Below are 12,600 nucleotides of genomic sequence, written 5' to 3'. Positions count from 1 at the left end.
TTCTTGTAGTAGAATTTCGACGTTATAAGACAAATTCCTTCTAAATAAAAAAAATTCTCGAAAAAAAATTCGAGAATAGACTTATATGCTCATTTTCAATTCTGAGTTATGGGAAACCAAATTTCGTAAAGCATCTTCATTATGACCAATCACTAACTTTTCACCGTCTATGAGAATCGGACGTCTCAATAATTTAGGCTCATTCGTCAATAGATGGAGTACATCGGAAAGCATCATCTCATCAATGTTCACGTTTAATTTTTTGTACGCTTCGCTTCTTGTTGCCAATACCTCATCCATTCCTTCGGTTGTTAATTCAAGTATTCTCTTCAATTCTTCTTCATTCGGTGTATCTTTGAATAAATGACGCTCATCAAAGCTAACATGGTTGGCTTTCAACCACTTCTTTGTTTTACGGCAAGAAGTACAACTTGGATAAGAATAGAAAGTTAATCGATTCATCCTTCATCACTCTCCGTTCACAAATTATTGTTTTTGATTTCCATAATGGAATTGTACAACATTTGTATAATGTTTGTATATACATTTGCACTATAAATCCAATTGAAATGTGAACTTTTTCTTAAATAAGGGAAATTTGTTCTTTCTTTCATTCCAATTTTTTTTGCCTGTATTATAATATAATTAGTTAAACTTGGAATTTTAGGAGGGCACAATGGAACAAACGTTAAGAATTACCAACGTATTAGCCGATCCAACCCGATATTATATCTATCAATATATCGTGAATAATCATCAAGGAGTCTCCGTCCAGCAAATTGCAGACTCCTTTGAAATCCATCCAAATGTTGCCCGTCTTCATTTATCAAAACTTGAAGATGTTGATATGCTTACTTCAGAGGCACGGAAAACTGGAAAAGGTGGCCGTCCGAGCAGGATTTACCACTTATCGGATAAAGTCATTCAACTTCATTTTCCTTTCAGGGATTATCAGTTACTTTCAAAAATTGCCATCCAGACTATGATGACACTCGGCGAAGCAGGCATACAGGCGCTCTATGAAACTGGAAAAACATTTGGAGAAGAGTTGATCCACCAACAAATCAAACTTAAATCAACCTCCATCGATGACTTGACCTTTGATGAAAAAGTCAACATGCTTAAAAATGCAGCATCAATTGCAGGGTTCTCTCCTGAAATACAGGCAGATGAGGCGGAAAATAAAATTCACTTCAGAATTTATAACTGTCCCTTTAAAGAAGTTGCCAAAATTGACCCTAGCACTATCTGCACCATGCATAACTCCTTCTTAAAAGGAATGTTTGAGTCGTTGTTTACCAATGTCCACATCGTGGAATTGGATAATATGATGGAAAATTGCGTAACATGTTCTTATAAGGCATCCATCCTCGCCTAGAAACAAAAGGCATCCTTTACATTACCTTACAATTTCATTTATAATTATTTAGTATGAACACGACTAGACACAGGGAGGTATTCAGATGGAACGCATGTTTAGAGTTTGTGGATTTTGGACAGGGGTTATGGCAATTTTCTTTTATCTTGGCGATATGTACCAAACATCTTTACTTTTCTTCGCACAAACCGGATTTTTTGTACTATTGAGTTACCTGAAGTTGTCTGAACGCATGTATATTTACGTTTTCGGTGCCTATCTTACCGTTTTCTTTGCAGGATTTTCCTACTGGAGCGTATTTATGATGACCCCAGGCGCTGCACATTAAGAGCAAAATACATAACCCATGGACTCTTGGTCCATGGGTTTTATCATGTCTCATTCACGAAACAATTTCACCTTTTCGTCTATATTCTTTGTTTGTACTAAAACCCTAAAGTATTCACTTTGGCCTCCAGGCATGATTAAGCTTCGTATCGCACGGTTACGCTTAGCATGTTCGGAGAATGGGTTTGTTCCTTCGTGATCCCTCAGCCCTTCAAGAATTCCCCCTTTCAGTAAAAAGTCCCGTTGCACCAGGAGATCTCTCAAGGATAGACCCCGGTTAGTCCCAAGTTTGATTAGGGTATCAAAATGGATATGCGTAGTCAGATCCGCTTCCCCTGGTCGTTGGAGTATGTCATTGACCATGTTATGTTGATAAAAACCTCTTAAGCTACCTTGCTGATGAGCTGGTTCGCCCCATTCCAGTTCCGTATAGCCATAATCAAAGGTAAGGAGGATACCCGCATGGAGGCGATTAACGATTCTCTCAAATTCCTCTACCATCTTTAAAGGTACCTCATAACGCTGATTTTCTTTCAATGCAATATTATGCTCCTCCAGGTAGGAGTGGATTTCCTGATTTTCAAGGGATTCCTTTATTTCCACTAATTTATCTTCTTTCACCGTGATGAATATTTCTACAAGCTCTCCATTTTTCTTTTCGATAACATGGACCGGCAATGCATCAAAAAGTTCATTAGAAAACAAGATTCCCTTCACTATTGGGAAGTCTTCGAGATCAGTGGCAAAAACGACCTGTTCGCATGGACGTATCCGCATTTGTTGCAGTTTCCTATGATAAGGACTGCTATCCACTAGGATATATGTAAAATCCTCCCACAGCATTGGTTCTTCTTCTCTCATATACTTGAGAATGTCATGGGCCAGCTTTCCATTTCCAGCCCCCATTTCAACGACACAAGGCGGCAACCCCCTTTCCTTCATTAAGAAGGCAAACCACCTAGCAAGGGTCCTACCAAATGCATCGCCAACATTACCAGATGTATAAAAGTCACCGTTCATACCAATCTTCTCTTTTTCACGCATATAATAGCCTAAAGTAGGTGAATAAAGAACAGCTTCCATATAGTCCTGATAGGATATTTTTTTATGTGGACTATTTCCTATCAGTTCATACAGGAACTTTTCCAAATTCCCACCTCCTTTTTTCGAGTACCTTCAGTATAATTACACGAGTCAAAATATTCAATCAATTATAATTCAAAGAAAAACAGGTACCTGATCCGGCACCTGTAGCATCTCTTATTTCAGAAAGGGATTCGTATTCTTTTCATCTAAAATGGTCGTAATGGGACCGTGCCCTGGAAAGACAATTGTATCATCAGAAAGGGGCAATAATTTCGTATCAATACTTTTTAAAAGCACTGATTCACTGCCACCTATCAAGTCCGTTCTTCCTACACTTCCCTGAAACAAGACGTCCCCGGAAAAGAGAAGCCGCTCTTCCTTTGCATAATAGGAGACGCTGCCCGGCGAGTGTCCCGGTGTTTCAAGCACTTCAAAAGTGAATCCGCCAATAGTAAGCTCCTGTTCGTTGGCAAGGATATGGTCTGCCGGCTTCATGCGCATCGGATTATCGGGGAACCAGTTCTGTGAACCATTCAGGGCAGGGTCAAGCAGCCATTTGGCCTCCCTTTCATGGATATACGCAGGAATTTCATAATGATCGCGGATGGCATCCAGTGCACCGATATGATCAAAATGTGCGTGGGTTAATAAAATGGCCAGCGGTTTAAACTTTTTGGTTTGTATGTACTGAATTATTTTCTGCGGCTCCTCGCCCGGGTCAATAATTAAGCACTTCTGTCCGTCGGAAACGATATAACAATTCGTTTGCAACGGTCCTAGAGGTATTTGAGTCCATTTCATCTTCAACAACTCCCATATTTTCATTACCCTTATCTTACACCAATTTGGATCTTTTGTTGATACAGTTTACCCATGACATAGAAGTGTCATCTTTTAGGCCTCGACAAATAATTGAAAAAATATTAAAATATTAACAAATGCAATCTTTTCTACATATTTTTGGTAGTTACTTAAATCTCTGGGTATATTATTAGGGATTGGGTTTTCAATTAGGGAAAAGGGGGTTTTGATATGGTATTAATGGTCATTTTCGGACTTGTGGCGATACTTGGTTTAGCAGCGGTAGTTACCACAATTAAAAAAAGAAACTTCTTGGGATTCATTTTCGCAGCAGGCAGTGCCGCCGTATTTGGCTGGTTTACTGTCATGACTATCATCAACAGCGGTTTTCCAGTTGCACATTAAAAGAAAAAGCTCGCCATGTGGCGAGCTTTTGATTTAGTCATTATATTTCTTAGAATAATTTTTTTATTTGATGGGTTTTCATATCAATGATTTTTTCAAATTGATTCCCATATAAGCATAGACTGCCATCAAGCGAACAGCTCAATGGTTCATTTTCCATGTCCTTCATCAATTCTTCTTGTGTACCCGTTTCCCAATTCAATTTAGTTAAAGTAAACTTACTTTCATATTGGTCAGCGTCTTTTGATTCTACAGGAACGAACGTTAAAAGTTCCTTATTCTTTTCAATCATGTCATAGGCTGGTATAACCCAATCTGAAAAGCTTTTCAATAGTGGTACGGAAAAAGAATGGATCGGTTTGTTTGTCTCATCATAAAATGCGTATGTACCTCGATCTTGTTTTTCTGTCTCCACTTGAATAGTCATAAGCGCGTGTTTCACTTTTTTAAAATGAATGACATCCAGCATTAAGTTTTCCACTGTCCCATCATTCAACGCTTTTCTTTCTAAAGGAGCCGTCAAAGCGGGTTCTTCCCTATCCCAATCAAGAAACATCAACCCATTTCCACTATCCCATTGAGCGAAAGGCTGTGGAAAATCAAGGGAATGAACCGTTTGCTCTTCTGGGTTTATCACATAACTGCTGTATGTCCAATCTTCATAAAAACTGGTTAGAAACAACATATCCTCTTGGAACGAATTCCACTCAAAAGATAATTCGTAGGCAGGTAACACGAGAGAATATTGTGGGTTACCCGTTCGGTCCAAGATTGTAATCGCCGTTTTACCTGCTGATGTGAAGGAAGAAATCAACACATGTGCCCCTGTTGGACTGATTGACACTTCACTAAAATCCGAAGAAGGCTGATAAAAAACAGCTGAAGTATTCGTTTTCAAATTCCATTCCATCAGCTGTGGTGAATCCATACCATCTTTCTTTTCGGAAAACAAAATGGTGTTGGAATCGAGCCAACCATAAATAGCTTCGATTTTTCCCTTTTCTGAAGCCGGGATTTCTAATGTGCTCAATGAAGATTCCTGATTGTGTTGGGATTTTTCTTTTTCCGTATCAGCTACGGGTTTACTAAGGTCATTGGAAGGCTCACAAGCCGAGAGAAGAAGGGTAGTGGAGATACACAACAAAACGATACTTACCATCTTACAGATAGGCAGCAATTGAGTGAGGGCTGCATTAAACACTTTAATCTCCACACACCTTCCTTTGAAACTAAACGCCTGGCATATGTGTGAGCAAGACATTAGAAAGAGTAAGAGATTACAAATGAACCTCTTATGTTCTTCATTATAAAGTAAAAAAGAAGAAATGTGGCGATTAATCACCTTATATTTATTTGGAAGTATATTCCGACAAAAATCATGGTCACATATATAATGCCGCCATTAAAATATGCACAGATTCTTCATATATAGAAGGAAACTGGGATAAAGGAAGCGGGTTGATCCCCTTGCCCAACTCTATTGTATAGGCCTCTTTCCTGAATTCTTGAATGAACCAATCTTTATAGCCTGCATGACTGTCAACATATTGAACGGCACGGTACCCGCTTCTCGCTTCAAACTCTTTAGCGATTTCCTCACTTTGCTTAGGCTCCCATCCTTCATACCCCCAGTAAAACTCTTTACCTTGCGTATGGAGTGCCAAGACTCTGCAAAAGTTCCGCTTCTCTGCCAATTCTTTCATGGCAATTGCTTCCGGCTCCGACAAACACACCTCACCGGGAAAATCCCTCGGTGCAGGTGCCTGTGGTACTTTTCTTTGTTTTTCTATCTCCCACTTGGCAGGGTATTGATTGTTCAAATCAACCCCGCGTATATTCGCCTTCCAGGCATAAAAAGCAGGGTTGCCATTATTCATTTCGAGCACATCTACGCACCCCTCCGCCGCTTCCTCCCCCTTAAGTACAAGGTCTACGCCATCAGGGTTGACCATAGGAACGACCGAAATGGTCACTTCCTGAAAAAAAGGCAAACACGCTATGCCGCATATGCGATCATCGTTGCTTAGGGCGAGAAGCAAATCATTAAGCCATTTCATTAAAATGGCCGAGGTGATCCATTCATTTGCATGAAATGAACCATTAAAATGGATGACTTTTTCACCTTGGCCGATTCTTACTTCCAACAGCTCTTTGCCTAACACACTCTTTCCAATCGACTCCACCTTGATAAATGGGTAATGTACGGTTAAAGCCTCCAAATCATCCAGAAGTGACTGATAATCATAGAACTTGACCGGATTAAGCAGAGGGCCCATGATTCGAACGGGTACTGAAAAAGGTCCTTGGTTTGACTGATTAACCAGGATCAATGCATCCAGCGGCAAATGATAGTGTTTGGAGATTGTCACCAGATCAAAATCGTTCCTTGACTCCTTCTGAAGAATAAACCCCGGTATGTTCACATAAAGTCCTTCCTGCAGAATGCCTTGGATATCTCTGTTAGCCTCCTCCACCAACACCTGTGGGATTTGAAACAGTTTACTGTAATAGTCCAAACTGTCACCATTCCTACTTATGATTATCATCCACTATCGTCCCCTTTCATTCCTTAATATTTATGAAATGAAAAAGGGAAACATGTAAGAACCTCCCCTTTTAAAGGACCCTTTCTTTTCCATGGACATTGACCGAGCCAAACAATACCTACATTCAGTTCCCGTCACTTCTTTTGCAATATTCCATCTATTCATCATCCACCCATGCCTATATAATCGGTTGAATCATTACAAGTAAGATCATGATGGATTTAACCGATTTTTAATAAGCCAGGCAGCCCCTATGACCCCGGCATCATTTCCAAGGGTTGCTAGATGGATTTTTGTCGATTTGCGAACTCGTTTAAAAGAATAAAGTTCAAATGCCTTACGGACTGGTTCCAGGAGTATATCTCCAGCATTAGAAACCCCTCCGCCGATAACGATTTTTTCAGGATTCATGACATTGCCAACATGGGATAATGCCAGTCCTAAATAATTGCCCACACGATCCACCACAGATTTAGACAAAGAATCTCCTGCTAGTGCGCATTGAAAAAGCAATTTGGAGGATAGCCGATTTCCCTCTTGTATTCTTTCTTGTAGCAGAGAGGGTTCGCCCGCCATTCCCAATGCTTCTGATGCAAGTCGGACAATTCCAGTTGCCGAAGCAACCGTTTCCAAGCAGCCAACCTTGCCACAGTTACAGGGAGCCCCTCCTTCTGTAACGACGGTCATATGACCAATTTCCCCAGCTGCTCCGCTTATACCATGTACGATTTTGCCATTATGGATGACCCCTCCGCCTACCCCTGTTCCAAGCGTTACACACACAAGGTCTTTAGCTCCTTCTCCAGCGCCTTTCCACATCTCGCCCAATGCCGCCATATTAGCATCATTGTCGATCACGGCCGGAAGAGATGTCTCCACTTCCAATAAATCCTTCAATGGATAGTCTTTCCAACCGAGATTGACCGCTTCATAAATGGATCCGTTGGTAAAGTTGACGGGGCCCGGGGCACCCATTCCGATACCTAGCATTTTACTTTTCGGTTCATTGAGTTCCTCCAGCTTTGCATCAATCGCCTTTGCAATATTCATGGTGATGTTCTTTCCATTTTCGGAAATGTCAGTCGCAATTTCCCACTTATGAATAATCTCTCCGTAAACATTGATTAAGGCAAGCTTGGTTGTGGTTCCGCCCAAGTCAACCCCTAACAGCACCTTTTCCATCGTATCACCTTTTTTTATCATTTTTTTCTCTTTCAATAGCCAATTGCTGCCTAATCAAGAGTATCGCCATCTGGTAATCCTTCGTGTCCATCATTTGCATTTGATGGATTTCCCTGATTTCAGATTCCATCATTTCCAACTCAGCCACACGATCACCGAAATAAATGAATGTCCCAAACTTTTTCAAGTATTGTTGTAAATCATAGTATGTTTTCATATTAAACCTCTTTACTATTTTCTCCATACAGCATAATCAATTTGCCATGTGAATCCTCTAATGTTATTTTTCAGTACTTCTTGTCCCGCACCATTCATATGATGAAACAGTGGGTATTTCCATCTAGCATTCCGTTTATTCATTTTTCTTTTAAATGAACTTGTTTATAGCATACAGCCAAAAACGGAGGCGACAAATGAAACTACAATTGAAGTATACCGTTTTTTTAATGGTAGCTGCCATCTTTATTATCCTATATTTTTCGGACACACACCAGGTAGAGGAAACGATCATTTATTTCCCAATTGACTCTTCCCTCCAATTTGAACATGCTTCTACTCATTTGGTAGCGAAAGAAACAGGAAAGGACGCCTATTCCCTTACATGGAAAGTTCACTCCTCATTGGATCAGACAGCCTATTTGCGTCAGGACGTTTCACTCCTTTACAAGAATGGGAAACTAGAAGGCACGTTAAAAAACTGGAAACAAAATCGACAAGAGCTCTCACAGTCAGACAAATTCAAGGAAAAAGAAAGTGGGCGTTATGATGCGATAACCTTTCATTATGCCGAGTTACACCCTTCTGATACCATTTTCACAAGCGCACAACAATTAAGTAAAGACAAACTATATGCCATATCTACACCTGATTTTCAATCTTTCCATAATCCCCTTTCCGAGGAACAGAAGGAGTGGAAACATGTCCTGGACAGTGTAACCAAGAATATTACCCAAAATAGTTTACAAAAAGCCGAAGAACACTTTGATATTGACCCAAATCAATATAAAGTGATTTCTCTAACCGATTTACCGGCCAGAAAAAATCAGTGGCTTTCAAGTTTTCCTTCATTCCAGCGGGAAGAAATTGTCGGTAAACTTTGGGAAGGCCTTTATAAAAATTATGTAATAAGCATAAAAAAAGAGGACGGGACCACCTTGAGTCCACAAGGCAGCACCATCCCCCTATTGTTAGTAGCCAAAGATAAAAGGGAAGTCCTCGTCTTATTTTCCGGTAAAGACGGCACCCCATATTTGCTAAGGCAAAAATTATAGACTTCCTATTCCAATTCTTCTAGCAATTCCTTATATGATTTTTCCTTTGGAGCAAGCTCAACGGCCTTTTGAGCCTGCTCTTTAGCTTCATCCATCAGGTTGAGCTTGGCATACGCCAAAGCGAGATTGTAATGTGCTTCATGTAACTTAGGGTTTTGTTCAATCGCTTTTTCAAAGTAGTGGCGAGCGTCTTCGAATTCCTCATTATCAAAGGATAGGTTCCCAAGGATGAAATGAGATATCGGTGCATCAGAATTATCCTCCACATAGTCCGCCAACATTTCCTCCGCTTTCGCTTCCTCACCATCTTCAATGTAATCCTGTGCCAACATGGCCATTGTTTCATCATCATTTTTCTGATGAGTATAGCCAAATTGCAGCAAAAAGTAAGTCAGTACGGCAGTTCCAACTAAAAAAGCCATCTGACGTAACACCTTTTGCGTCTTCGGTAGGTGGACCACCCCGGCCGCTAGGAATCCACCGATCAAACCACCGATATGTCCTGCATTATCGATTCCCGATACGGTAAAACCATATACCAGGTTAATGACGATGAGAAGAATGACGGTAGAACCCATCGTACGCATAAATAACTTTGGATACACCATTCCAAAATACAACAGGGCCCCAAAACAACCAAAAATAGCTCCGCTGGCTCCTGCTGAAAGGTTTGGAGTCATAATGAAGCTACCTAGAGTTCCTGCAAAACCTGCAAAGATATAGATGAATAGAAACCTAGCATTCCCATATATCCTTTCAACTTCCGCCCCTATCAAGTACAACGAAAATGTATTCATGAGTAAGTGGATAAAACCAATGTGGACAACCATCGGAGTAAAGAACCTCCACCACTCCCCTTGAAGGATGTAAGGCGAGTATTTAGCTCCAAACTCGATTAAAGTCCTGGAATCGGTGCTCCCTCCACTAAACCCCATCAAGATGAATACAGCAACCTGTATCGCTATCAATATATAGGTAAAGAATGGTTTAGCCTGCTGGAATACTTTTTGTTCAGCCTTAGCCTTTTTGACGGAAGCTGAGATGGCTACCTTCTTTAACTCGAGCACTTGCCCTTCATCAATTTCTTCATCCTCCGGTACAGAAATCGAAAGTGGTGTTTTCAGGGTAGCCTCCAAATTTTGTTTGGAAGTCTGAAAAGACTCGCTTGCAAATATAAAGGTGTTCACTTTCGTTTTTTGAAGCATAGCTGGTTGTGCGCTAAATTCAAAATCATCAACAGGAGCAAATTTACTCACATAGATACTTAAAATGCTCATTGGTTTTTTATATAACTTTTTCCTGACTTGTTCGCCGTTTTTCAAGGTCCGGTCTATATCCCTTTTAAGCCAATTTGCCCAATCAAGATCATGACGAATCAATCTTATCACGGGGAAATCCGTGTTTTTTTCGCTTTCTAGCCATATTTCCTCATGATTTTCCGTGACAGTGATCATGCGGTAATCATATTGAACTGACAATAGCCGGACAATCTCCCAAAATAAATACTCCTCTTTATACCCCAAAACATTCCCCACTTTCCAAATCATTTCCTGATGAAATCCTTATATTATCTAATTCAAACTATAGACGAAATGATCAAAAAAGTAAAAAAAAGAAGTGTACATCCCATAAAAAAAGGAACCCTCTCATTAGGTTCCTTCTACTCACTCATCATTTGGTTTGTGAAAACATACTTTGCATCATTTTATCCCTCAATATCGGCATGTTTAAGGACTTGGTCACTAGATATTTTCTTATCATGCCATTCGATAGGGCTATATTCATCAAACGATACCGATTTTTGAAACCTGCATAAATCACTAAACCAATCAAAAATATTTGTACAATTACTCGTAACATAAAAATCCCTCCTACCATTAGTGTGATACAGGAAAGGATTTTTATGAGTGAAAAATAATAATGGAACCTCTTCTTGCTCTAATGAGCATATGTACGTAAAACTTTCGTGGGAGTAATCAGTTTACCAACGGCGATATCATGCACCTCTATTGGCAAGTCATCCAGTATTTGAACATCGTAGGCAAGCGCTAACGTCTTTCCACTGTAATGAGAAAGGAAACGATCATAATAACCTCCGCCAAATCCTAGACGATATCCTTCATTCGAAAATGCCAAACCCGGGACAACCAAAAGATCCAATTCACGGACGGATGCTTTTTTCGTATCCTCCATTGGTTCAAGAAGACCATAATAAACGGACTCTAACTGATTGAAAGAAGTGATTTTCTTAAAATCCATTGTCTTCTCTTCTGGATAGCACTTCGGTACGGCAATCGACTTGCCTTCTCTCCATGCCTGTTCAATGATCCTGACCGTTGAAATTTCAGGGTAGATAGAAATGGTAATGCCGATGGTTTTGGCCTGTTTCCACTCGTCAAGTGAAAATAGATTTTCGGCAATCTTATTTGATAGCTCCTCATGCTCTTCATTGCTCATTTCCATTAAATGAGTTCGAATGCGTTGCCTGATTATCTTTTTATTCTCTCTCATCATTTTATACTCCTTTAAGTCTACTACTATCAGTATCTCATAAAATGAACTCATTTACGAAAGCCGAAATAGAAAGTTGTCGAATTTTAGGATTAATGGCTAAAAGGGAAAAAAGCAAAAAAAAAACAACAGGAAAATCCTGTTGCTTACTTTGTTTCGCGGTGAGTTGTGCTGCGTTTTTCTCTTGAGCAGTATTTTTTAAGCTCAAGACGGTCTGGATTGTTACGTTTATTTTTTTTAGAAATATAGTTACGGTCTCCACATTCAGTGCAAGCTAATGTAATATTTACGCGCATGTGTATTTCCCTCCAAACATATTGACTTTTTCACATAGGACTTTTCTATAATAGCATTATTTATTGTGAAATGCTAGTATGTTTTTCGGGAAAAATTAATTTAACTTTTTTTTTCCTAGTTCTCGCCGTTTTTCATGGTTTGAAGAAGATTGTGATTCAGGAGTTTTGCTTCTTCTTTTGTTTCAGCATGTATGGCCCATGCCACTACTTCCACACATTCCTTTGGCAGGATTTCCGTTTCCAGGGTGAACATACTGGTGACCTCCCCTTTGGCAAGTGGTGAGTAAGCAAGGATCCCTTCTTTCAACGATTTAAAACATCCTTCTTGATAGAGACTCCCTTTCCCCTGAATACAGTATTGTGAAATACCTTTCCCCTTTACAACTCCTCCTAATAGGGCAATCGACTGCGTCGCAACATGTAGGATTGCCCGCTCACCCGGACTGTAAAAAGCGACCGCTTGCTTTTCGAAAGCGTTTTCATAATGAAAGAACATCTTTGGATATTTAGGCTCAAAGGACGTATTTCTTATCGTGAACTTTGAAAATGTTATTTTTCCTTGGGTAAACGTTTGTAAAAGCGACCTTATTTCCCCGCCGGGCTGACTCATCATATCCTCTTCAGGATACCAATCAAAACTCTCGTCCATCCATAGCCCCGCCTTTAACCCCTTTCGAAATACTTCCCGGTTATCCTGTGGCATATATGCGGATAATGAACTCATAAAAATCATCCCTTTCTCTTTTCGAATTTATATCACACTTAACGATAGGCGCTGACAGTGACACTCAATCTCT

At 40.0% G+C, this 12,600-nt stretch carries 16 protein-coding genes; 4 read left to right on the top strand and 12 right to left on the bottom strand.

Annotated elements, in window-relative coordinates; genetic code table 11:
• Window positions 1-81 precede the first annotated feature (81 nt).
• Window positions 82-462 carry a Spx/MgsR family RNA polymerase-binding regulatory protein gene (locus ACIQXQ_RS07850; RefSeq protein ID WP_402869485.1) on the bottom strand — a complete coding sequence of 127 codons (381 nt, stop codon included), beginning with the start codon at window positions 460-462 and terminating at the stop codon, window positions 82-84.
• Between the two features lie 214 nt (window positions 463-676).
• On the opposite strand from ACIQXQ_RS07850, the gene ACIQXQ_RS07845 reads away from it, so the two are divergent.
• Together ACIQXQ_RS07845 and ACIQXQ_RS07840 are read left to right on the top strand one after the other, a co-directional pair.
• The gene (locus ACIQXQ_RS07845) at window positions 677-1,378 is read left to right on the top strand and encodes a helix-turn-helix transcriptional regulator (protein ID WP_402956539.1); all 702 of its coding nucleotides are present in this window, start codon (window positions 677-679) and stop codon (window positions 1,376-1,378) included.
• An 85-nt stretch (window positions 1,379-1,463) separates the two neighbouring features.
• Window positions 1,464-1,706, top strand: coding sequence for a DUF2626 domain-containing protein (locus ACIQXQ_RS07840; protein ID WP_402869489.1), 243 nt, complete (start codon window positions 1,464-1,466; stop codon window positions 1,704-1,706).
• Window positions 1,707-1,756: 50 nt separating this feature from the next.
• Here ACIQXQ_RS07840 and ACIQXQ_RS07835 read toward each other — a convergent pair whose 3' ends face one another.
• Window positions 1,757-2,854, bottom strand: a complete 1,098-nt coding sequence (locus tag ACIQXQ_RS07835) for a class I SAM-dependent methyltransferase (protein WP_402956537.1) — start codon at window positions 2,852-2,854, stop codon at window positions 1,757-1,759.
• Between the two features lie 111 nt (window positions 2,855-2,965).
• Window positions 2,966-3,592, bottom strand: coding sequence for an MBL fold metallo-hydrolase (locus tag ACIQXQ_RS07830; RefSeq protein WP_402869493.1), 627 nt, complete (start codon window positions 3,590-3,592; stop codon window positions 2,966-2,968).
• 231 nt (window positions 3,593-3,823) lie between these two features.
• Here ACIQXQ_RS07830 and ACIQXQ_RS07825 point away from each other — a divergent pair, with 231 nt between their 5' ends.
• Window positions 3,824-3,997: a DUF2759 domain-containing protein gene (locus tag ACIQXQ_RS07825; RefSeq protein WP_402869495.1), complete on the top strand. Its 174-nt coding sequence runs from the start codon at window positions 3,824-3,826 to the stop codon at window positions 3,995-3,997.
• Window positions 3,998-4,046: 49 nt separating this feature from the next.
• On the opposite strand, the gene ACIQXQ_RS07820 is transcribed toward ACIQXQ_RS07825, so the two are convergent.
• From ACIQXQ_RS07820 to ACIQXQ_RS07805, 4 genes are all read right to left on the bottom strand, one after another.
• Window positions 4,047-5,210, bottom strand: a complete 1,164-nt coding sequence (locus ACIQXQ_RS07820; protein WP_402956535.1) for a YqgU-like beta propeller domain-containing protein — start codon at window positions 5,208-5,210, stop codon at window positions 4,047-4,049.
• 169 nt (window positions 5,211-5,379) lie between these two features.
• Window positions 5,380-6,543: a M14 family metallopeptidase gene (locus ACIQXQ_RS07815; RefSeq protein WP_402956533.1), complete on the bottom strand. Its 1,164-nt coding sequence runs from the start codon at window positions 6,541-6,543 to the stop codon at window positions 5,380-5,382.
• A 210-nt stretch (window positions 6,544-6,753) separates the two neighbouring features.
• A complete protein-coding gene (locus ACIQXQ_RS07810; protein WP_402956961.1) occupies window positions 6,754-7,725 on the bottom strand; it encodes an ROK family glucokinase in 972 nt (323 codons plus the stop codon).
• Window positions 7,726-7,729: 4 nt separating this feature from the next.
• Complete coding sequence (locus tag ACIQXQ_RS07805; protein WP_402869501.1) at window positions 7,730-7,942, bottom strand: YqgQ family protein; 213 nt, start codon at window positions 7,940-7,942, stop codon at window positions 7,730-7,732.
• Between the two features lie 196 nt (window positions 7,943-8,138).
• Between ACIQXQ_RS07805 and ACIQXQ_RS07800 the strand changes: the two genes are divergently transcribed.
• Complete coding sequence (locus ACIQXQ_RS07800; protein ID WP_402956531.1) at window positions 8,139-8,996, top strand: hypothetical protein; 858 nt, start codon at window positions 8,139-8,141, stop codon at window positions 8,994-8,996.
• A gap of 5 nt (window positions 8,997-9,001) precedes the next feature.
• Here ACIQXQ_RS07800 and ACIQXQ_RS07795 read toward each other — a convergent pair whose 3' ends face one another.
• The 5 genes from ACIQXQ_RS07795 to ACIQXQ_RS07775 all read right to left on the bottom strand — a co-directional run bounded on the left by ACIQXQ_RS07795 (window position 9,002) and on the right by ACIQXQ_RS07775 (window position 12,527).
• Window positions 9,002-10,543 (bottom strand): rhomboid family intramembrane serine protease, encoded by a 1,542-nt coding sequence (locus ACIQXQ_RS07795; protein ID WP_402869505.1) that lies wholly within the window; start codon window positions 10,541-10,543, stop codon window positions 9,002-9,004.
• Between the two features lie 124 nt (window positions 10,544-10,667).
• Window positions 10,668-10,856: a hypothetical protein gene (locus ACIQXQ_RS07790; protein WP_402869507.1), complete on the bottom strand. Its 189-nt coding sequence runs from the start codon at window positions 10,854-10,856 to the stop codon at window positions 10,668-10,670.
• A 78-nt stretch (window positions 10,857-10,934) separates the two neighbouring features.
• Window positions 10,935-11,507 carry a 5-formyltetrahydrofolate cyclo-ligase gene (locus ACIQXQ_RS07785; protein ID WP_402956529.1) on the bottom strand — a complete coding sequence of 191 codons (573 nt, stop codon included), beginning with the start codon at window positions 11,505-11,507 and terminating at the stop codon, window positions 10,935-10,937.
• 146 nt (window positions 11,508-11,653) lie between these two features.
• The gene (gene rpmG / locus ACIQXQ_RS07780; RefSeq protein ID WP_028391797.1) at window positions 11,654-11,803 is read right to left on the bottom strand and encodes a 50S ribosomal protein L33; all 150 of its coding nucleotides are present in this window, start codon (window positions 11,801-11,803) and stop codon (window positions 11,654-11,656) included.
• 115 nt (window positions 11,804-11,918) lie between these two features.
• On the bottom strand, window positions 11,919-12,527 hold the full coding sequence (locus tag ACIQXQ_RS07775) for a hypothetical protein (RefSeq protein ID WP_402956527.1): 609 nt from the start codon (window positions 12,525-12,527) through the stop codon (window positions 11,919-11,921).
• Window positions 12,528-12,600: the final 73 nt, after the last annotated feature.

It is taken from the genome of Peribacillus sp. NPDC097198 (assembly GCF_044762055.1).
Classification (GTDB): Bacteria; Bacillota; Bacilli; order Bacillales; family DSM-1321; genus Peribacillus.
This window is presented reverse-complemented; position numbering and strand designations above follow the sequence as displayed.

What these genes read in the sequence shown, in the direction of transcription:
- rpmG (WP_028391797.1), bottom strand. Translation starts at nt 11,803, where the DNA reads ATGCGCGTAAATATTACATTAGCTTGCACTGAATGTGGAGACCGTAAC.
- ACIQXQ_RS07840 (WP_402869489.1), top strand. Translation starts at nt 1,464, where the DNA reads ATGGAACGCATGTTTAGAGTTTGTGGATTTTGGACAGGGGTTATGGCA.
- ACIQXQ_RS07785 (WP_402956529.1), bottom strand. Translation starts at nt 11,507, where the DNA reads ATGAGAGAGAATAAAAAGATAATCAGGCAACGCATTCGAACTCATTTA.
- ACIQXQ_RS07800 (WP_402956531.1), top strand. Translation starts at nt 8,139, where the DNA reads ATGAAACTACAATTGAAGTATACCGTTTTTTTAATGGTAGCTGCCATC.
- ACIQXQ_RS07775 (WP_402956527.1), bottom strand. Translation starts at nt 12,527, where the DNA reads ATGAGTTCATTATCCGCATATATGCCACAGGATAACCGGGAAGTATTT.
- ACIQXQ_RS07825 (WP_402869495.1), top strand. Translation starts at nt 3,824, where the DNA reads ATGGTATTAATGGTCATTTTCGGACTTGTGGCGATACTTGGTTTAGCA.
- ACIQXQ_RS07830 (WP_402869493.1), bottom strand. Translation starts at nt 3,592, where the DNA reads ATGAAATGGACTCAAATACCTCTAGGACCGTTGCAAACGAATTGTTAT.
- ACIQXQ_RS07850 (WP_402869485.1), bottom strand. Translation starts at nt 462, where the DNA reads ATGAATCGATTAACTTTCTATTCTTATCCAAGTTGTACTTCTTGCCGT.
- ACIQXQ_RS07805 (WP_402869501.1), bottom strand. Translation starts at nt 7,942, where the DNA reads ATGAAAACATACTATGATTTACAACAATACTTGAAAAAGTTTGGGACA.
- ACIQXQ_RS07845 (WP_402956539.1), top strand. Translation starts at nt 677, where the DNA reads ATGGAACAAACGTTAAGAATTACCAACGTATTAGCCGATCCAACCCGA.
- ACIQXQ_RS07790 (WP_402869507.1), bottom strand. Translation starts at nt 10,856, where the DNA reads ATGTTACGAGTAATTGTACAAATATTTTTGATTGGTTTAGTGATTTAT.
- ACIQXQ_RS07795 (WP_402869505.1), bottom strand. Translation starts at nt 10,543, where the DNA reads ATGATTTGGAAAGTGGGGAATGTTTTGGGGTATAAAGAGGAGTATTTA.
- ACIQXQ_RS07815 (WP_402956533.1), bottom strand. Translation starts at nt 6,543, where the DNA reads ATGATAATCATAAGTAGGAATGGTGACAGTTTGGACTATTACAGTAAA.
- ACIQXQ_RS07810 (WP_402956961.1), bottom strand. Translation starts at nt 7,725, where the DNA reads ATGGAAAAGGTGCTGTTAGGGGTTGACTTGGGCGGAACCACAACCAAG.